This window comes from Pseudomonas uvaldensis (assembly GCF_021271205.1).
Lineage (GTDB): Bacteria > Pseudomonadota > Gammaproteobacteria > Pseudomonadales > Pseudomonadaceae > Aquipseudomonas > Aquipseudomonas uvaldensis.
The window spans coordinates 124086-143016 of record NZ_JAIWKS010000009.1; the positions used below are offsets into that span (position 1 = coordinate 124086).

Annotated in this window: 17 protein-coding genes; 9 read left to right on the forward strand and 8 right to left on the reverse strand. The window is 59.3% G+C overall.

From position 1 onward, the window contains the following. Positions 1-53: 53 nt before the first annotated feature. The 3 genes from LCU97_RS20375 (at position 54) to LCU97_RS20385 (ending at position 2594) form a co-directional block, all read left to right on the forward strand. The gene (locus LCU97_RS20375; RefSeq protein WP_082339682.1) at positions 54-428 is read left to right on the forward strand and encodes a lysozyme inhibitor LprI family protein; all 375 of its coding nucleotides are present in this window, start codon (positions 54-56) and stop codon (positions 426-428) included. A 274-nt stretch (positions 429-702) separates the two neighbouring features. Further along, the gene (locus LCU97_RS20380; protein ID WP_053149298.1) at positions 703-1830 is read left to right on the forward strand and encodes a GGDEF domain-containing protein; all 1128 of its coding nucleotides are present in this window, start codon (positions 703-705) and stop codon (positions 1828-1830) included. Between the two features lie 53 nt (positions 1831-1883). Continuing rightward, a complete protein-coding gene (locus tag LCU97_RS20385) occupies positions 1884-2594 on the forward strand; it encodes an SEL1-like repeat protein (protein WP_232777592.1) in 711 nt (236 codons plus the stop codon). A gap of 67 nt (positions 2595-2661) precedes the next feature. Here LCU97_RS20385 and LCU97_RS20390 read toward each other — a convergent pair whose 3' ends face one another. Next, the gene (locus tag LCU97_RS20390) at positions 2662-3564 is read right to left on the reverse strand and encodes a LysR family transcriptional regulator (protein WP_232777593.1); all 903 of its coding nucleotides are present in this window, start codon (positions 3562-3564) and stop codon (positions 2662-2664) included. A gap of 122 nt (positions 3565-3686) precedes the next feature. Between LCU97_RS20390 and LCU97_RS20395 the strand changes: the two genes are divergently transcribed. Then, positions 3687-4439, forward strand: a complete 753-nt coding sequence (locus LCU97_RS20395) for an SDR family oxidoreductase (protein WP_232777594.1) — start codon at positions 3687-3689, stop codon at positions 4437-4439. Positions 4440-4614: 175 nt separating this feature from the next. Here the strand turns inward: LCU97_RS20395 and LCU97_RS20400 are convergent, their stop codons facing one another. The 4 genes from LCU97_RS20400 to tag form a co-directional block, all read right to left on the reverse strand. Beyond that, positions 4615-5403 (reverse strand): SDR family NAD(P)-dependent oxidoreductase, encoded by a 789-nt coding sequence (locus LCU97_RS20400; protein ID WP_232777595.1) that lies wholly within the window; start codon positions 5401-5403, stop codon positions 4615-4617. A 183-nt stretch (positions 5404-5586) separates the two neighbouring features. Next, positions 5587-5940: a VOC family protein gene (locus tag LCU97_RS20405; protein WP_232777596.1), complete on the reverse strand. Its 354-nt coding sequence runs from the start codon at positions 5938-5940 to the stop codon at positions 5587-5589. A 194-nt stretch (positions 5941-6134) separates the two neighbouring features. Continuing rightward, positions 6135-7022 carry a lysophospholipid acyltransferase gene (locus LCU97_RS20410; RefSeq protein ID WP_053149284.1) on the reverse strand — a complete coding sequence of 296 codons (888 nt, stop codon included), beginning with the start codon at positions 7020-7022 and terminating at the stop codon, positions 6135-6137. A 42-nt stretch (positions 7023-7064) separates the two neighbouring features. Next, a complete protein-coding gene (tag, locus tag LCU97_RS20415; protein WP_053149281.1) occupies positions 7065-7622 on the reverse strand; it encodes a DNA-3-methyladenine glycosylase I in 558 nt (185 codons plus the stop codon). A gap of 81 nt (positions 7623-7703) precedes the next feature. Between tag and glyQ the strand changes: the two genes are divergently transcribed. The 4 genes from glyQ (at position 7704) to LCU97_RS20435 (ending at position 12105) form a co-directional block, all read left to right on the forward strand. Then, the gene (glyQ, locus tag LCU97_RS20420) at positions 7704-8657 is read left to right on the forward strand and encodes a glycine--tRNA ligase subunit alpha (RefSeq protein ID WP_053149703.1); all 954 of its coding nucleotides are present in this window, start codon (positions 7704-7706) and stop codon (positions 8655-8657) included. Continuing rightward, entirely contained in the window at positions 8654-10708 is a 2055-nt protein-coding gene (glyS, locus tag LCU97_RS20425; RefSeq protein WP_232777597.1) for a glycine--tRNA ligase subunit beta, read from the forward strand. Before glyQ ends, glyS begins: the two co-directional genes overlap by 4 nt. A 3-nt stretch (positions 10709-10711) precedes the next feature. After that, positions 10712-11245, forward strand: coding sequence for a D-glycero-beta-D-manno-heptose 1,7-bisphosphate 7-phosphatase (gene gmhB / locus LCU97_RS20430; protein WP_232777598.1), 534 nt, complete (start codon positions 10712-10714; stop codon positions 11243-11245). 80 nt (positions 11246-11325) lie between these two features. Beyond that, positions 11326-12105 (forward strand): lysophospholipid acyltransferase family protein, encoded by a 780-nt coding sequence (locus LCU97_RS20435; protein WP_053149272.1) that lies wholly within the window; start codon positions 11326-11328, stop codon positions 12103-12105. A gap of 156 nt (positions 12106-12261) precedes the next feature. On the opposite strand, the gene LCU97_RS20440 is transcribed toward LCU97_RS20435, so the two are convergent. Then, a complete protein-coding gene (locus LCU97_RS20440; RefSeq protein ID WP_232777599.1) occupies positions 12262-13779 on the reverse strand; it encodes a sensor histidine kinase in 1518 nt (505 codons plus the stop codon). 222 nt (positions 13780-14001) lie between these two features. Here LCU97_RS20440 and LCU97_RS20445 point away from each other — a divergent pair, with 222 nt between their 5' ends. Beyond that, positions 14002-14736 carry a response regulator transcription factor gene (locus LCU97_RS20445; protein ID WP_053149265.1) on the forward strand — a complete coding sequence of 245 codons (735 nt, stop codon included), beginning with the start codon at positions 14002-14004 and terminating at the stop codon, positions 14734-14736. Positions 14737-14809: 73 nt separating this feature from the next. Here LCU97_RS20445 and gabP read toward each other — a convergent pair whose 3' ends face one another. Further along, positions 14810-16204 carry a GABA permease gene (gene gabP / locus LCU97_RS20450; protein ID WP_232777600.1) on the reverse strand — a complete coding sequence of 465 codons (1395 nt, stop codon included), beginning with the start codon at positions 16202-16204 and terminating at the stop codon, positions 14810-14812. A gap of 304 nt (positions 16205-16508) precedes the next feature. Beyond that, the gene (gene gyrB / locus LCU97_RS20455; protein ID WP_053149259.1) at positions 16509-18926 is read right to left on the reverse strand and encodes a DNA topoisomerase (ATP-hydrolyzing) subunit B; all 2418 of its coding nucleotides are present in this window, start codon (positions 18924-18926) and stop codon (positions 16509-16511) included. Between the last annotated feature and the right edge of the window lie 5 nt (positions 18927-18931).

Consider the following 18931-nt stretch of genomic DNA (forward strand, 5'->3'; position numbering starts at 1 on the left):
AAATTCCCCGCCGCGACCTCTAATCAATAGAGGGCATTCAGGGAGAGAAGAAAGTGATCAAGTCTTTGTTGGTTGGGGCATTGCTGACAATGGCATCGGCATCGGCATTTGCGATGAGTTGCGATAACCCTAGAAACGCCTATGACAGAACCTATTGCGCGTCGCTGAAAATGGTTCAGTCGGATCAGGACATCAATGATCAATACAAGAAGACGATGAGCGCCCTGAACCCGGATCAAAAGAAAAAAGTGAAAGCCGCTCAAATCGAGTGGATCAAGATTCGTGACAACGCCTGTTCCAACGACGGCCTGCTCTACCTGGACTGTGCCAACGAGAAGACCGAGTCGCGTATCGTCATACTCAAAGCCATCGAGCGCGAATGCCGTGCCGCCGGTTGCGACGATGCCAAGCTGTCGCAAGTCGAGTGATCCGGCCAAGGGTAGCTGGTACCTATCGCTGAGAAGAAGCGATGGGACAAGCGAAAAGCCTGTACCGAAAAACCCGACGTCATGCGTCGGGTTTTTCTTTGGCAGGTTGCCAGTAGGGGTGGTCAGGGCCGCTTAGCAACCCAGCGGGAGCAAGCTCCCTTGCCACGGGGTTTTGATTCAATCAAGGCCGTGGGTGTAATTCATCAGTTGTTCGCGTTGCTGGCAGGATGCCACAATCGCTTTTTTTCAGTTGCATCACGATCAGGTGGATCACATGCATGGCTCAGGATCACGAAGTGACCAGGATTTCTTCATAGCCGAGCAGGTGCGAACTGACCGACTGCAGCAACTGTTCCGCCAATCCGTTTCAGCGGTATTGGGGAGTTACCTCGCCGCTATCATGCTGTGTGGGTTGTGTTGGGATCGTTTCGACCATGACCTCGTTCTTTGGTGGCTGGCGATACTGACCGGATCGACGCTGATACGCATCTCGATGTTCGTGGCCTATTTCCGCAGTGATGAAAGCCAGCGCACGCCCCAACGGTGGGAGCGCAAGTACTGGATCACCCTGGTGCTATCCGCCAGTATCTGGGGCGTTGGCGCATTCGTGGTCATGCCGGCAGACGATCTTCTGTCGCAAGCGCTGGTCATGCTCTTTACCGTCGGCATGTCCGTCAGTGCGGTGTCCTGCTACTCCGCCTACCGCGACATGACATTGCTCTCCATCGGCCTGGTTCTGTTGCCGTCCACCGCCTGGCTACTGTTTCAACCGACCAGAATTCAACTCGGTATCGCCCTCTCGATCATCGTATTCGCCGTATTCGCTGCCCGCGCCACCCACAAAATGTCCCAGGCACTGGAAACCGCCTTCCGCCTCACCCGTGAAATGGAGCAGGCCAATAGCGTTTCCACCCGCGCAGCCCAGACCGATGAACTGACCGGACTGATGAGCCGACGCGCCTTCTTCGAGCATGCCCAACAGCTTTATGACGAATGTGAAGCCAACCGGCTGGGATTGTGCGTGTTCATGCTGGACATGGATCACTTCAAGCACATCAACGACACCTACGGTCATCAGGTTGGGGATCAGGTGTTGCGGCAGATGGGCCTGGTCATCAGCTCATCCTTCCGGGCCACCGATGTCCACGGCCGGTTGGGGGGAGAGGAGTTCGCGATTCTGCTTCCAGACACCTCCCTCGACGCCGCCATCGAGATTGCAGAAGAGCTTATCCAAACGATTGGCGAATTGATGATCGAGCCTGTCCACCGCATTACCGCCAGCCTTGGAGTAGCGTTCACAGAGGCTGGACACAAGGATCTTCATAGCTTGATGAATAATGCGGATAAGGCGCTGTATCGGGCGAAGGCGTTGGGGCGCAATCAGGTTGCGGTTGCCCGGTAAGACTTCGTTTATGCGTCATATAGGGGTGACTAGTTAATGCAAAAGGCCAATCCATGTCGTTGAACCATTGGTGCTACACGATGGCGGCGTGCCTGTTACCCCAACTGTGTATGGCCAGCATGTTGCACATAGACCCTCAGGGTGAAAGCTTCTATCAACAGGCCGTCCCATATCTGCTGCAAGCGAACAGCAAGTTCGAGGCAGTGACAGCCGACACACCTGCCGCAAGCGCAGAGGAGAAGGAACGCTCCCTGGCCCTGGCGGCAGAAGCGGGAGCACTGCTCAGGCCGGCGATGGCGCTGCTTGAACAAGCAGCGTCCCTGAACCATCCGGTGGCCCAATATCGTCTTGGCCTGATCTATGCGGTGTTGTATCCAAGCGAAGTGATAAAGGAAAAGGCCTGTCCCTTGTTCGAACGAAGCCTGGCCCAAGGCTTCGCTCCGCCGGCACTTAACATTTCATATTGGTGCCCGGCATTCACCGACACATCTGAGTACCAAGAAGCACTGCAGGCCGTAGAAGCCAGCATGTCCTTCTATGAAAAATATTTTCCACAACCTGCCGTGAGGCTTGAGTGCTGGCCCGACGAACCTGTAGGTCTGGCCATGCAATGGGGCGGCAGTCGCGATTATCAAGCGGAAATTTATCGGCTACAGGGTGATAGCAATCGTGCGCAGCGCGTGAAGTATTACCAGAAGGCCCTAGAGGTTAACGACTGTTATAAGGCCAAAAAACGCTTGAAGATCCTGCTGAGTCCAAACTGAGACATGGAGCAATTGCCCTCTGCCGATAGCTCAACCGAAGCAGTGGAATTGGCCGCAGCGTTGCGAACTAGTGTTGATCATGCCCAGTGTTAAGCCCAGGAACCTTGGAAAACGCTTCGGCAATAAAGTCCATGAACACAATCGCCCGCTTGGGCAGCAACCGATTGGCGACATAGAGAAACTGGACCGGCACCGGCGGTGCTTCATAGTCGCAAAGTACCTGACGCAACCGGCCGCTCTCCAGCCCTTCCTCGTACAACCACCTTGGCCCGCTGGCGATCCCGAGGCCGGCGATGACAGCTTCTTGTATGGCCTGGGGCGAGTTGACCCGGAATCGCCCCGAAACGTTGATGACGGTATCGCGGAAATGCCAGGTATTTCCGGTGCTCAACAACGAGTACAGGATGCAGTCATGGTTGTGCAGGTCTTCCGGTGTCTGCGGGATGCCACGGCGTTCCAGGTAGTCTATCGCCGCGACATAGACCCGTGTGTAATGGCCAATCCGGCGGGCTCGCAGTGCGCTGTCGGTCGGATGGCCGATGCGGATGGCCAGCTCGGCGCCTTCCTCCACCAGATCCACGAGACGATCACTGAGCTGCAAATCCAGTGACAAGCCGGGGTAGCGCGCCAGAAAAGCGGGGACGTACGGCATCAGGAAGGCATGAGCCAATGCGGTCGGGCAGGCCACGCGCAGCAGTCCGGTCGGCTCGGACTCATCGCTCAAGGACGACTCCGACTCCGCAACGGCATCGAGGATCCGGCTGACGTCCGCGTAGTAGCGTTCGCCTTCCGGCGTCAGCACCAGCCGTCGTGTGGTGCGCTGGAGCAATCGGGTGCCCAGATGGTCCTCCAGCGCGGCCACGTATCGGCTGACGTTGGGTTGACCCATGCCCAGGTCCCGCGCCGCCGCCGAGAAACTGCCCGTCTCGACGGTGCGTTTGAAACACGTCATGAGTAGAAAACGATCCACTTGAAGCCCCCAATTCATGCATATTCAGCATTAAAGATATGCAATGCCGTGATCTTATCAACTAAACGGCATAGATGGATCATGAGCGCCCGCATCCCGCTCTCATGATCTGGAGTTCACTCATGTCTCGCTTACTCAATAAACGCACCCTCATCACTGGCGGTACCAGCGGCATTGGACTGGAAACCGCCAAACAGTTCCTCGCCGAAGGTGCCCGCGTAATCGTCACCGGCGTCAATCCCGACTCTATCGCAGCCGCCAAAGCCGAGTTCGGCAGCGACGTGCTGGTGCTGCGCGCCGACTCGGCCAGCGTCCGCGCACAGAAAGAACTGGCCCAGGCCGTAGAGACGCATTACGGAAAGGTCGACGCTGTCTTCCTCAATGCCGGTGTTTCCGTTTGGCAACCGATTGAAGATTGGTCGGAAGAAATGTTCGACCGCTCCTTCGACATCAACGTCAAGGGACCGTACTTCCTGATCCAGGCGCTTCTTCCCGTGTTCGCCAGTCCCGCTTCGGTGGTGTTGAACACCTCGATCAGCGCCCACGTAGGCTCGACACGCTCCTCGGTTTACGCCGCCACCAAGGCTGCCTTCCTCAGCCTGTCGAAAACATTGTCGAGCGAACTGATGCAGCGCGGAATCCGCGTCAACGCCGTTAGCCCAGGGCCGGTGGATACGCCACTGTATGACAAGATGGGTATTCCGGACGCCTATCGCCAGCAGCTCAACGCCGACATCATCCAGAGCATCCCTGCGGGACGGTTTGGCACGCCGGAAGAGGTCGCCAAGGCAGTGTTGTATCTGGCTTCGGATGAGTCGCGGTGGACGATGGGGAGCGAGATTGTCGTGGATGGGGGGCGGTTGTTGAACGATTGATACCGCTTTTGCCGATCAGTTAAAGACCAAACGGCGGAAAACCTGTAGGAGCATAGCTTGCTAGCGATAGCGGTAGATCAGCAACACCGTTGTCGACTGGCCTGTCTCCATCGCGAGCAAGCTATGCTCCCACAGGTTTGCGTCCATCAGCTACGTATCCACAATGCACGCCCTGCTAAACGATGCTATCCACCACACCGCCATCCACGCGCAACGCCGCACCAGTCGTAGCCGAAGCCTGCTCCGAGCTGGCATAAATAATCATGTTGGCAACTTCCTCGACCCGCGCCGCCCGTTGAATGATCGACGTACTACGGTGCTGTTTGACGAAATCCGCCCCCACTTTCTCCAGACTTTCCCCAGTGCGCTCGACATCCGCCTGAAGCATCTGGGCAACCCCTTCGGAAAGCGTCGGTCCGGGCAGCACTGAGTTCACCGTAACGCCCGTGCCGGCAAGCCGCTTGGCCAAGCCGCGAGCAATGGAAAGCTGTGCCGTTTTGGTGAAGCCGTAGTGGATCATGTCGGCTGGAATGTTCACACCCGATTCGGACGAAACAAACACAATCCGCCCCCAACCGCGCTTGACCATGCCCGGCGCATAGGCCCTGGAAACCCGCACGCCGGACATCACGTTGGTTTCGAAGAAACGCTGCCATTCGCTGTCCGGGGTTTCGAAAAAGTCTTCCAGCTTGAAAATGCCCAGATTGTTGATGACGACGTCGAAGCTCGGATGCTTGGCGAACAAGGCCTGGCAGCCGGCCTCGTTGCTGAGATCACCGACGAAGCCGGTGGCTCTGGAGGCGAGGTCGCCCAGGCGCTGCAAGGCGTCCTCGACGCTGCTGTCGCTGCGACCATTGATGACCACGTGGGCGCCGGCCTCAAGGAAGCCTTTGGCTGTGGCGAAGCCTATGCCGCTGGTGGAACCGGTGACCAGGACGTGACGGCCGGTGAAGTCGATTTTCATGGAAGTGACTCCTTGATGAATGGACTAGGGGGCTGTGGATTATTTCTTGGACGGATGATGATCCGGGGGATTCAAAATGATCTCTCAGGCATTTCGATACACAACCACACGACAGCTCGGATACCGCAGGCACTAATCATGGACACGATTGAGGATTTTCGCCTCTTAGTGAACAACCAGCTGTCAGGAGGCCGACCACACCGCCAGTTCATAACCGTCCGGATCGATGAAGTGGAAGCGTCGACCGCCTGGAAAGGCGAACACGTCACGGCTAATGGTGGCGCCTGCGGCCTTGAGTCTGAGTTGGGTCGCTTGGAGGTCATCGGCGTACAGGATGATCAACGGGCCGCCTGGGCGCACCGGTTCACCGGTCGTGAATCCGCCGGTCAGGCGACCATCGCTGAACTCGGTATAGGTTGGGCCGTAGTCGACGAAACGCCAGCCGAATACGCCTCCATAGAAGGCTTTGCTTCGGCTGATATCGTTGACGTTGAACTCAATGTTATCGATCTGGCGGTCGTTACCTCGAATGCCCATTGGCGCTTCCTTGGCTGGTTGGGGATAGGGGAGGTTAGGCTATTGAGCCTTATTGTGCATGGAGAGTCGGGTTGGCTGGGGGGGAGCTGTCAGGCGGTTGGGGTCAGTTAGCTATGTGGTGGTTGTCAGGGCGCTATCGCGAGCAGGCTCGCTCCCACAATGGGGAGCGGTGTGCCTGAGGTGTTGGTAGCAGATCAATACCAGCGCGCTTCGCCCGGCGGACGCTTCTTGAAGCGTTTCATGCTCCACATGTACTGGCTGGGATAGGCGCGCACGTAGCGTTCGACTACCTGGCTCATGGCCGCGCAGGCGGTTTCGGTGTCGGTGCTGTACATGGCGTCTGGCGCGGCTTCGAGGATAACCTTGTAGCCAGAGCCATCCGGCAAACGCAGGGCGTGGAGGAAGACGCCGACCGCTTTGCCGCCGGCGAGCATGTTCGGGACGAACTTGCTGGTCAGGGCCTGGGTGGCGAAGAAGGGCACGAAGATGCCGGCGGATTCGGCCGGTTCCGGGTCGGCGGGGATGCCGACCTGGCCGCCCTTGCGCACTTCCTTGATGACACTGAGGATGCCTTCCTTGGTGGACGCCGCAACTTTGTTGCCCAGCTGTACGCGCTGCTTTTGCAGCAATTCATCCACCGCCTTGAGCTTGGGCGGGCGGTAGAAAATGATCGGTTTGCACTGGCTGCAATAGAAGTGGTTGAGCACTTCCCAGTTGCCCAAGTGGCTGGTGATGCCGACCACGCCTTTGCCGGAGGCCAGGGCGTCTTTCAGCACGTCGAGACCTTCGACTTCCCGCACCAGTTCGATGGAGCGCTGTGCCGGCCAGATCCAGGCGCAGGCGCTTTCGGTCAGCGACTTGCCGATGTCCTTCAGGCTCTGGCCCACCAGGCGCTCGCGCTCGGCGGGGTCCATTTCGGGAAAACACTTGGCGAGGTTGATCCGCACCACGTCGCGGGAACGGTTCGGCAGTTTCCACATCAGCCAGCCAATGGCCGAACCGACCGATTGCACCGCACGCCAGGGCAGCAGCGCAAACAACCGCAGAGCGCCGACCAGCAAGGCGCCTTTCAACTTATCCACAGGTCACTCCTGAATTCATGGGCGTGTCGCGAGCCGGCTATTCTAACCGCCGTTTGCCAGCTCGGCGTAGCGGTCGCAGTCTTGGGTATGGTCCATGACCATGCCCGAGGCCTGCATGAAGGCGTAGCAAATGGTCGGGCCGACGAAGGTGAAGCCGGCTTTTTTCAGGCCTTTGCTCATCGCCAGGGCTTCGGGAGTAATAGCCGGCACTTCGCTGCGGTCCTTGAAATGGTTGATCAGCGGCTTGTTACCGACGAACGACCAGAGGAATGCCACCGGGTCTTCCAGCGCCATCCAGGCCTGGGCGTTGCGGCGGGCGGCCTTGAGTTTGAGGCGGTTGCGGATGATGCCGGGGTCGAGCATCAAGTCCTCGATTTCCGCGTCGCTCATCTGCGCCAGGCGCTGGACGTCAAAGCCGAACATCACCTTGCGGTAATGCTCGCGCTTGCGCAGTACGGTGATCCAGGACAGGCCAGCCTGGAACCCTTCGAGCAAAAGCAACTCGAACAAACCCTGCGCATCGCGCAGCGGCGTGCCCCACTCCTGATCGTGATAAGCCATGTACAGCGGATCGTCAGAACACCAAAAGCAGCGTGGCATAAGGCTCCAGGGGGCGTGCGCACGAACGAATCGGGTATACTCCCGCTCTTTAAATCGCAGCCCAAGAAACAGGTGAATTTCGTGAGCCAGCCTACGCCAGCCGTGCGTACCTTCCAAGACTTGATCCTCGCCCTCCAGCAATACTGGGCCGAGCAAGGTTGCGTGGTACTTCAGCCCTACGATATGGAAGTAGGCGCCGGCACTTTCCACACTGCCACGTTTCTGCGTGCCATTGGCCCGGAAACCTGGAACGCCGCCTATGTCCAGCCCAGCCGCCGCCCGACTGACGGCCGCTACGGTGAAAACCCGAACCGCCTGCAGCATTACTACCAGTTCCAGGTAGTCCTGAAGCCGAACCCGGAAAACTTCCAGGAACTGTACCTGGGCTCCCTCAAGCACGTGGGCCTCGACCCGCTGGTGCATGACATCCGCTTCGTCGAAGACAACTGGGAATCGCCGACCCTGGGCGCCTGGGGCCTGGGCTGGGAAGTCTGGCTCAACGGCATGGAAGTGACCCAGTTCACCTACTTCCAGCAAGCGGGCGGCATCGAGTGCTACCCGGTGACCGGCGAGATCACCTACGGCCTGGAGCGCCTGGCCATGTACCTGCAAGGCGTGGACTCGGTCTACGACCTGGTCTGGGCCGACGGTCCGTTCGGCAAAGTGACCTACGGCGACGTGTTCCACCAGAACGAAGTGGAGCAGTCGACGTACAACTTCGAGCACGCCAATGTCGACAAGCTGTTCGAACTGTTCGATTTCTACGAGAGCGAGGCCAAGCGCCTGATCGAACTGGATCAGCCTCTGCCGTTGCCGAGCTATGAAATGGTGTTGAAGGCGTCCCATACCTTCAACCTGCTGGACGCACGCCGGGCGATTTCCGTGACCGCGCGCCAGCAATACATCCTGCGTGTGCGCACCCTGGCGCGTTCCGTTGCGCAAGCCTACCTGATGGCCCGTGCCAAGCTGGGCTTCCCGATGGCGACCCCGGATCTGCGTGATGAAGTGTTGGCTAAGCTGGAGGCTGCACAATGAGTGCTCAAGATTTTCTGGTTGAACTGGGCACTGAAGAACTGCCACCCAAAGCCCTGAATACCCTGGCCGATGCGTTCCTGGCCGGCATCGACAAAGGCCTGCAAGCTGCCGGCCTGAATTTCGAAACCAAGCACGTCTACGCCGCGCCGCGTCGTCTGGCCGTGCTGATCACCGGCCTGGCGACCCAGCAGCCGGACCGCAGCATCAATCTCGATGGCCCGCCGCGCCAGGCCGCGTTCGATGCCGACGGCAACCCGACCCAGGCCGCCATGGGCTTCGCCAAGAAGTGCGGCGTAGACCTGAGCGAAATCGACCAGAGCGGTCCAAAGCTGCGCTACAGCCAGAGCATCAAGGGCAAGCCGACCGCCAGCCTGTTGCCGACCATCGTCGAAGACTCCCTCAACGACTTGCCAATTCCCAAGCGCATGCGCTGGGCTGCGCGCAAGGAAGAGTTCGTGCGTCCGACCCAATGGCTGGTGATGCTGCTCGGTGACCAGGTCATCGATTGCACGATCCTGGCCCAGAAGGCCGGTCGCGACTCCCGTGGTCACCGTTTCCATCACCCGCAAAGCGTGCGCATCACCTCGCCGGCCAACTACCTGGCCGACCTGCGGGCCGCCTACGTGCTGGCTGACGCCAACGAGCGCCGCGAGCTGATCAGCAAGCGCACCGAAGAGCTGGCGACCCGTCAGGAAGGCACCGCCATCGTGCCGCCGGACCTGCTCGACGAAGTGACCGCCCTGGTGGAATGGCCTGTGCCGCTGGTGTGCTCGTTCGAGGAGCGTTTCCTTGAAGTGCCGCAAGAAGCCTTGATCACCACCATGCAGGACAACCAGAAGTACTTCTGCTTGCTGGACGCCGACGGCAAATTGCTGCCGCGCTTCATCACCGTGGCCAACATCGAGAGCAAGGACCCGCAGCAGATCATCGCAGGTAACGAGAAAGTCGTTCGCCCGCGCCTGACCGACGCCGAGTTCTTCTTCAAGCAAGACAAGAAGCAGCCGCTGGAAAGCTTCAACGAGCGCCTGCAGAGCGTGGTTTTCCAGGAAAAACTCGGCAGCGTCTACGACAAGGCCGAGCGTGTGTCGAAGCTGGCGGCGTTCATTGCCCCGCGCATCGGCGGCGACGCCCAGCGTGCGGCCCGTGCCGGCATTCTGTCCAAGTGCGACCTGTCCACCGAAATGGTCGGTGAGTTCCCGGAGATGCAAGGCGTCGCCGGCTACTACTACGCCCTCAACGACGGCGAGCCACAAGACGTGGCCCTGGCCCTGAACGAGCAATACATGCCTCGCGGTGCCGGCGCTGAACTGCCAAGCACCTTGACCGGTGCGGCCGTGGCGATTGCCGACAAGCTCGACACCTTGGTCGGCATCTTCGGCATCGGCATGCTGCCCACCGGCAGCAAGGACCCGTATGCCCTGCGCCGCGCGGCCCTGGGCGTGCTGCGGATCCTGATCGACAAGCAACTGGACCTGGACCTGAACGAAGCGGTGGCCTTCGCCGTCAACGCGTTCGGCAGCAAGGTCAAGGCCGCCGGCCTGGCCGATGCGGTGCTGGAATTCATCTTCGACCGCCTGCGTGCGCGTTATGAAGACGAAGGCGTCGATGTCGCGACCTACCTGTCGGTGCGTGCCCTGAAGCCGGGCTCGGCCCTGGATTTCGACCAGCGCGTACAGGCGGTGCAAGCCTTCCGCAAACTGCCCGAAGCGGCGGCATTGGCGGCGGTGAACAAGCGTGTGTCGAACCTGCTGAGCAAGGCAGAAGGCAACATCGCGGCCACCGTCGAAGCCAAGTACTTCGACAACGCCAACGAGTTCTCCCTGTACTCGGCGATCCAACAGGCGGACCAGGCGGTCCAGCCAATGGCAGCGGCACGTCAGTACAGCGAAACCCTGGCGCGCCTGGCAGCATTGCGTGAGCCGGTAGATGCGTTCTTCGAAGCAGTGATGGTCAATGCCGAAGATACCAACGTGCGGGCCAACCGTTACGCGCTGCTGGCGCGCCTGCGCGGCTTGTTCCTCGGCGTCGCCGACATTTCGCTGCTGGGGTAACCATTGAAACTGCTGATTCTCGATCGGGACGGGGTGATCAATCACGACTCCGACGCTTACATCAAATCGGTAGAGGAGTGGCTGCCGATCCCTGGCTCGATCGAAGCCATCGCGCAGTTGAGCAAGGCCGGCTGGACGGTGGCGGTTGCCACCAACCAGTCGGGCATCGCTCGCGGTTACTATGACCTCGCGGTCCTCGATGCCATGCATGAGCGCTTGCGCGCCCTGGTGGCGGAGCAGGGCGGCGAAGTCGGGTTGATCGTCTATTGCCCCCACGGGCCAGACGAAGGCTGCGATTGTCGCAAGCCCAAGCCGGGCATGCTCAAAGCTATCGCCGCGCATTATGACGTGGCGCTGTCGGGTGTGTGGTTCGTCGGCGATAGCCTCGGTGACCTGGAAGCGGCCAAGGCCGTCGATTGTCAGCCAGTTTTGGTAAAGACCGGGAAAGGCGAAAAGACTCTGGGCAAGACCCTACCGGTGGGCACCTTGATTTTTGACGACCTGGCGGCGGTTGCCGCTGAACTTATCCACAATTAGAGCTCCCAAGGCATCCTGATCAAGGACGGTTGGGTAAGCGCTTAAACAGTCGGGCTCTGCCCGCAACGGTAAATGCCGCTATGTCGATATCGCAGGCCATCAGATCTTTTCTCTTTTACCTGCTGTTGGGCACCAGTTCCTTGCTGTGGTGCTCCTTGAGTTTTTTTGTCGCGCCTTTCATGTCGTTCAAGGCGCGCTACCGTTTCATCAACGTGTACTGGTGCCGTTGCGCACTGTGGCTGAGCAAAGTGTTCCTGGGCATCCGCTATGAAGTGAAGGGCGCCGAAAACGTGCCGGACCGGCCCTGTGTCATTCAGTCCAATCACCAGAGCACTTGGGAAACGTTCTTTCTCTCGGCCTATTTCGAGCCTATGAGCCAAGTGCTCAAGCGTGAACTGCTGTTCGTGCCGTTTTTCGGCTGGGCCATGGCCATGCTTCGCCCGATCGCCATTGATCGCGACAACCCCAAGGCGGCGCTCAAGATTGTCGCGAAGAAGGGTGACGAGTTGCTCAAGGACAATGTCTGGGTGCTGATTTTTCCCGAGGGGACCCGCGTGCCCTATGGAACGATGGGCAAGTTTTCCCGCAGTGGTTCGGCATTGGCGGTCAATGCCAACCTGCCGGTGCTGCCGATTGCACACAATGCCGGCAAATTCTGGCCCAAGACGGGCTGGATCAGGAAGCCAGGACTCATCACCGTGGTGATCGGCGCACCCCTGTACGCCGAAGGCAGCGGGCCTCGCGCCATTGCCGATCTCAACGACCGCGTCCAGGCCTGGAATGAACAGGCACAGCGGGAAATGGGTTCATTGCCTTCCGCCCCGGAACCATCAGCGGCCACGGACCAGATCGCTGTCTGATTTCTGTGGATAAGCTGTGTACCGTTTTTTCTGAAAGCGTTGTATTTTTTGCATAACTTGCTGTTTTTTATACATATTTCTTAAACACATAAAACACCGGTGTAGGTGCATAAGTTTTTTATAGCACCGCGCCGGTGCTGCCGATGGTTAAGTTTTTCAGGCCTCCAGCAACGGCAAACCCAGGCTGAACGTTGTACCTTCGCCCACCACACTGCGACATTCGATTCGCCCCTCATGCCGATCCACCACGGCCTTGACCATCGACAGCCCGAGGCCCATGCCATCCACTCCGTGGGCCGACGAGAAGCGCCGATACTGGCTGAACAGATCCGGCAATTCCTCCGGCCCGATGCCTTTGCCCTGATCGATGAGCTCACAGCCCAGCCAACCCTCCGCGCACCGAACCTGCAGGACCACGCGAGAGGCGGGCGGGCTGTACTTGATGGCATTTTCCAGCAGATTGAACAGCGCACGGGTCAGCAAGGACTGGTCCGCCCTTACCATCGCTTCCTCATCGTCAATGTCGTGGCTCAACTGGATGCGCTTGGCCTGGGCAAGCGGCAGGGCCTGATCAAGCACATCCAGGATCAGCATCGCGAACAGTGTGGGGCGAAACTGGTAGACCTCCGATTCGGCCCTCGCCAATTGCACAAAGCCGTCGGTCAGCGCCAGGGCGCGTCGTACCTGACGCTCGATCTGCTCGAACACCGGTTGAGCCCCGCCGTCCTCATGCCGCTGCACATCCAGCAGCGCCAGGATCGCCGAGTGCGGCGCACGCAGGTCATGGGACAGGAAGCGCAGCATGATATTGCGCTGCGCCTCGGCTTCACGTTCAGCGCTCAGATCGATGAGACTGAGTAACCAACCGATCGGCACATCGCCGTCAACCGGTAACAGCGGTTCACGCTCCAGGCGCAGGCTGCGCTCGCGCACATCGCGAAACTCCAGCAACGGCAGTGTGGATAACCTGTGCGAGCAGTCCTGCGCCAACCCCGGGTAACCCAGTTGGATCAGTTGCTCCAGTACTTCTCCGCCCGCCAGGGCATGACCGAAGAGCTCGCGCGCCTTTCGGTTGCCCAGCAGGATACGCCCTTGAGGATCGCTGATCAGGGTCGCCACGGGCAGGTGTTCCAGGCCATCGGCAATGAAGCGGCGAGTATCCCGCGTCCGGCCCATGGCCTGCTCCAGAGCCAGAATCTGGCTTTGTAAGCGATCACTACCGGTGTACGGCACCCGACGGCGCTCCGGGAATACCTTGGGCTCGGCGTCCAGGCGCGCCAGCTCCCAGCCGAAATAAGCCAACACCACGCTCAGGCGCCGCCAGTTCCATATCAGGTAGCCGAACAGCATGCCCAGCACGCTCGCCAACGGCGACCACCATTCACCCTCGGCTCCCAGCACGGCGCTGATCAGCAGCGCCAGGCTCATTCCACCCACGGTCGTCCACAGCGCCAGATGCGGGCGCAGCAGCATCAACCCCAGCACACCGGCCACCAGGCAGACCGACACCAACGCCGCACCGAATCCGTTGCGAGTCGGTTGGGCGCTGAATGACAACAACGCCGTCAACGGCAATAGCAACAAACTTATCCACAACCATTCCCGCACCCACTGCCGAAACAAACGTTGGGCCTGGGTCGGTTCACGGCTTTCCCGGCGGCGCTGATGACTCATAAACACCCAGGACGAAGGGAACAGGAGGAGGTTTTATTCATGGCGATTCAAGGGACCGGCAAACTGCGAAGCCCAAGACTATAGCGGACTCGATGGTGGCGTGCTGCAGCCTTTCCCTAGACGACATGAGCCGGTATTGTCGCAGCCTGCGACAGTAGGCCGAGCCCACTTGCGTGGCCGCCCGAGGATGTCCGTCAGTTTCGAAATCAAGGAATCGCATGCATGCGTGTCGCCATACTGGATGACGAACCGGCTGAATTGCGCCGGGTGGAACAGACACTGCTACAAATCCCCGGCAGGGGCGAGCAAGCCTGGACCCTGCACAGCTTCGAACGGGGCGAAGACCTGCTGCGACAGCTGCGTAGGGAGACGTTCGACCTGTTGATCCTCGACTGGCAGGTGCCCGACATCAGCGGGTTGTCGCTGCTGCGCTGGACGCGCGAACACATGGACTCCCCCCCGGCCGCCATCATGCTCACCAGCCGTGACGGCGAGCACGACATCGTCCAGGCCCTCAATACCGGCGCCGATGATTATGTGAGCAAACCCTTCAGACCCAACGAACTCAAGGCCAGGGTCAACGCCGTGTTGCGCCGCCACAACCTGCTACGTGCTCCGGCCAGCGACGTATTGGTGTTCAACGACCTGGCATTCGACGACGCCGAACTGACCGTCACCCGCGCAGGTGTCCCCATCAACCTGACCGAACGGGAATATCGCCTGGCCCGCTGTCTCTTCTCCAACCTGGGGCGTCCACTGTCCCGTGAGTACTTCTATGAACGTTTTTGGACCCACGAGGAAATGACCTCGTCCCGTCCGCTGGATACGCATATCTATCGCCTACGCAACAAACTCGGGCTGACGGCGGATCGCGGTTGGCAGTTACTGACGATTTATGGGTATGGGTATCGCCTGGAAAGCGTGGCGGTGGGAAGTGAAACGACGGTGGCGAGTTAGAAGACGCTTAACGAAAAGGCCAGCGCAAATGCGTGGCCTTTTCGTCGGGTCAGATCAGCCGTGGCGAATCAGCTCACTGGGCCATCTGTAGCCCCTTGTCGGCCTTTGCGACCCGACGACGCTGCAACAGCAGCCCGGACGCTACGACCAACACGCTGAGCAGACCGGTGGAGAGGATCTCCACACGATGGGCTTCCTGGAACAGCATGATGGTCAACGCCCCGACGATGAACACGATCACCGCGTAGGTCAGCCCAGGGAACAACCACATGCTGAAGGCGATTTTCTCCCCACGCGCCATGCGTTGCTTGCGCATGCGCAGTTGCGAAAAGGCAATCACCAGGTACACCAACAGGGCAATAGCGCCGGAGCTGGCGAGCAGGAACTCGAAGACCGCCGCTGGCGCCACGTAGTTGGCGAATACCGTCAGGAAGGCAGCGCCGGTAGAGAGCATTACCGCCCAGTAAGGCGTGCCGCCCTTGTTGGTGCGCTGGGACACCGCCGGCGCATCGCCGCGCTTGCCCAGCGAGAACATCATGCGCGAAGCCGTGTAGAGCGCCGAGTTCAGACAGCTGGTGACCGCGACCAACACCACGATATCGACGATCAGCTTGGCATTCGGGATGCCCATGCGCTCAAGCACCGTCTGGTAGGAACCCACGCTGGCGAGCATCGGGTCATTCCAAGGCACCAAGGCGACGACCATGAAGATGGACACAAGATAGAACAAGCCGATCCGCCAGATCACCGAGTTGGTAGCCTTGGAAATCTGCTGGCCAGGGTTCTTCGATTCAGCCGCCGCGATGGTCACGATCTCGGTGCCCATGAACGAGAACATCGTGGTGAGGATGGCCCCCAGCACCGCGCCCATGCCGTTGGGCAGGAAGCCTTGGGTATCGAACAAATGCGAAACACCGCTGACCTGACTGGTGGGCAACAGGCCAAAGATCGCCATCGCACCCAAGACGATGAAACCAATGATCGCGATGACCTTGACCAAGGCGAACCAGAACTCGAACTCGCCGTAATTCTTCACGCTGAACAGGTTGGTGACCGTCAGCAGCAGGGTGATGACCAGGGTGAAGGCCCAGATGGCCACGTCCGGGAACCAGGCATGCAGGATGGTCGCGGCAGCGTTGGCTTCCAATGGAATGACCAGCACCCAGAACCACCAGTAGAGCCAACCGATGGTGAAACCGGCCCAACGGCCAATCGCCCGATCAGCGTAAGTCGAAAAAGAGCCGGTATCCGGCGAAGCCACCGCCATCTCGCCCAGCATGCGCATGACCAACACCACCAACGCACCGGCAGCTGCATAGGCCAACAGCACAGCCGGCCCGGCCGCGGCGATAGCGTGGCCGGAGCCTACGAAAAGGCCAGCTCCGATCACGCCAGCGATGGAGAGCATCGTCACATGACGGGGCTTTAGCCCTTGCTCCAGATTATTGGAAGCTTGCGTACCACTCATTGAGACTACCCTTGGTATTGAATTTATTCGTACCGCCTCTTGCCATCGTCTTCTGTAAATTTAAAAAAACGATGTGTTGTTTATTCAGCACGCAAGTTTTACGCCAAAAAACCTGAAGTCCAGTAGTTCCGGGGGTATCGGCGATATGCAAGCTATTGAGAATGAAGGCTTTGTGCCAAGGTGTTACCGGGTTACCCGGTTTTTGACCGTCGGGTCTGTGAAGAGAGCACCTATTCAGGGCGTAAAAAAAAGCCAACGCTGGGCGTTGGCTTTTTTTGTCAGGTGAAGTGCCGCCGAAGGAGGATCAGAAATCCAGGTTAGACACCGCCAACGCATTGCTCTCGATGAAGTCACGACGAGGCTCGACCGCGTCACCCATCAGGGTGTTGAAGATCTGATCCGCGCCAATGGCGTCTTCGATGGTGACTTTGAGCATCCGGCGCGAGCCCGGATCCATGGTGGTTTCCCACAGCTGGTCCGGGTTCATCTCGCCCAGTCCTTTGTATCGCTGGATGGTATGGCGCTTGGTACTTTCGGCCATCAGCCATTCAAGAGCTTCCTTGAACTCGGTCACGGACTTCTTGCGCTCGCCACGCTGGATGTAGGCGCCTTCGTCCAGCAGCGTGCTCAATTGCGCACCAAGAGAGACGACGGTCTTGTAGTCGTTGCTGCCGAAGAAGTCGCGGTTGAAGGTGACGTAGTTCGACAGGCCGTGGGAGATCAGTTCGACCTCTGGCAGCCAGACGTTACGTTCACGATCTTCACGCAGGCTGGCCTTGTAGACCAGACCAGACTTCTCGACGGTACGCAGGCGAGTTTCGTATTGAGCCAGCCAATCCTGCATCGCTGCATGATCGGACAGTTGCTCCAGGCTGACGGCCGGCAGGTAGATGAAGTGCTCGGTCAGCTCCTGTGGATAAAGACGCGACAGACGCTTGAGGGTTTTCATCACCAGGCGGAAGTCGTTGACCAGGCGCTCGAGGGCTTCGCCGGAGATGCCCGGGGCGTCTTCGTTCAGGTGCAGGCTCGCATCTTCCAGGGCCGACTGCGTCATGTACTCTTCCATGGCATCGTCGTCTTTGATGTATTGCTCTTGCTTGCCTTTCTTGACCTTGTACAGCGGCGGCTGGGCGATGTAGATGTAGCCACGTTCGATCAGCTCCGGCAACTGACGGAAGAAGAACGTCAGCAGCAGGGTACGAATGTGCGAACCGTCGACGTCGGCGTCGGTCATGATAATGATGTTGTGATAGCGCAGCTTATCGATGTTGTACTCTTCGCGGCCAATGCCGCAGCCCAGCGCAGTGATGAGCGTGCCGACCTCAGCGGAGGAAATCATCTTGTCGAAGCGTGCCTTCTCGACGTTCAGGATCTTGCCCTTGAGCGGCAGGATGGCCTGGGTCCGGCGGTTGCGACCTTGCTTGGCGGAGCCACCGGCGGAGTCACCTTCCACGAGGTACAGTTCGGACAGGGCAGGGTCTTTTTCCTGGCAGTCAGCCAGTTTGCCCGGTAGACCGGCGATGTCCAGCGCACCTTTGCGGCGGGTCATTTCACGCGCCTTGCGCGCCGCTTCACGGGCACGGGCGGCGTCGATCATCTTGCCGACCACCAGCTTGGCTTCGTTCGGATTTTCCAGCAGGAAATCGGAGAAGTACTTGCCCATTTCCTGTTCGACCGCCGTCTTCACTTCGGAAGAAACCAGCTTGTCCTTGGTCTGGGAGCTGAACTTGGGATCCGGCACCTTCACCGAAATGATCGCCGTCAGGCCTTCGCGGGCATCATCACCCGTGGTGGCGACTTTATGCTTCTTCGCCAGGCCTTCCTGTTCGATGTAGTTGTTAAGGTTACGGGTCAGCGCGGAACGGAAGCCCACCAGGTGAGTACCGCCGTCACGCTGCGGGATGTTGTTGGTGAAGCACAACAGGTTCTCGTTGAAGCTGTCGTTCCACTGCAGGGCGATTTCCACGCCGATGCCGTCGTCGCGCTGGACATTGAAGTGGAACACCTGGTTGACCGCATTCTTGTTGGTGTTCAGGTATTCGACGAACGCACGCAGGCCACCTTCGTACTTGAACAGCTCTTCCTTGCCGCTGCGCTCGTCCTTGAGGACGATACCGACACCGGAGTTCAGGAAGGACAGTTCACGAATCCGTTTGGCCAGGATGTCCCAGCTGAAATGGATGTTCTTGAAGGTTTCGCTGGAAGCCTTGAAGTGGATCTGGGTACCGGTGGTTTCGCTGTCGCCAACGATTGCCATCGGTGCCTGGGGCACGCCGTGGACGTAGGTCTGTTCCCAGATCTTGCCGCTGCGGCGAACCGTGAGGACAAGCTCTTCGGACAGGGCGTTCACTACCGAGACACCCACGCCGTGCAGCCCGCCGGATACCTTGTAGGAGTTATCGTCGAACTTACCGCCTGCGTGGAGGACGGTCATGATGACCTCGGCGGCGGAAACGCCTTCCTCCTTGTGTACGTCTACCGGGATGCCACGGCCGTTGTCGCGAACGGTGATGGATTCGTCCGGGTGGATGATGACGCTGATATCGTCGCAATAGCCGGCGAGGGCTTCGTCGATGGAGTTGTCGACCACCTCGAACACCATGTGATGCAGACCGCTGCCATCGTCGGTGTCACCAATGTACATACCGGGACGTTTGCGTACGGCATCCAGGCCTTTAAGCACTTTAATGCTCGTTGAGTCGTACGTATTTTCTTCGCTCAATGCCT

Excerpts from the sequence above, each read along its gene's own strand:
- LCU97_RS20440 (WP_232777599.1), bottom strand. The coding sequence starts at position 13,779 with ATGAGTCATCAGCGCCGCCGGGAAAGCCGTGAACCGACCCAGGCCCAA.
- LCU97_RS20385 (WP_232777592.1), top strand. The coding sequence starts at position 1,884 with ATGTCGTTGAACCATTGGTGCTACACGATGGCGGCGTGCCTGTTACCC.
- LCU97_RS20445 (WP_053149265.1), top strand. The coding sequence starts at position 14,002 with ATGCGTGTCGCCATACTGGATGACGAACCGGCTGAATTGCGCCGGGTG.
- LCU97_RS20405 (WP_232777596.1), bottom strand. The coding sequence starts at position 5,940 with ATGGGCATTCGAGGTAACGACCGCCAGATCGATAACATTGAGTTCAAC.
- glyS (WP_232777597.1), top strand. The coding sequence starts at position 8,654 with ATGAGTGCTCAAGATTTTCTGGTTGAACTGGGCACTGAAGAACTGCCA.
- LCU97_RS20400 (WP_232777595.1), bottom strand. The coding sequence starts at position 5,403 with ATGAAAATCGACTTCACCGGCCGTCACGTCCTGGTCACCGGTTCCACC.
- LCU97_RS20395 (WP_232777594.1), top strand. The coding sequence starts at position 3,687 with ATGTCTCGCTTACTCAATAAACGCACCCTCATCACTGGCGGTACCAGC.
- gabP (WP_232777600.1), bottom strand. The coding sequence starts at position 16,204 with ATGAGTGGTACGCAAGCTTCCAATAATCTGGAGCAAGGGCTAAAGCCC.
- tag (WP_053149281.1), bottom strand. The coding sequence starts at position 7,622 with ATGCCACGCTGCTTTTGGTGTTCTGACGATCCGCTGTACATGGCTTAT.
- LCU97_RS20435 (WP_053149272.1), top strand. The coding sequence starts at position 11,326 with ATGTCGATATCGCAGGCCATCAGATCTTTTCTCTTTTACCTGCTGTTG.
- LCU97_RS20380 (WP_053149298.1), top strand. The coding sequence starts at position 703 with ATGCATGGCTCAGGATCACGAAGTGACCAGGATTTCTTCATAGCCGAG.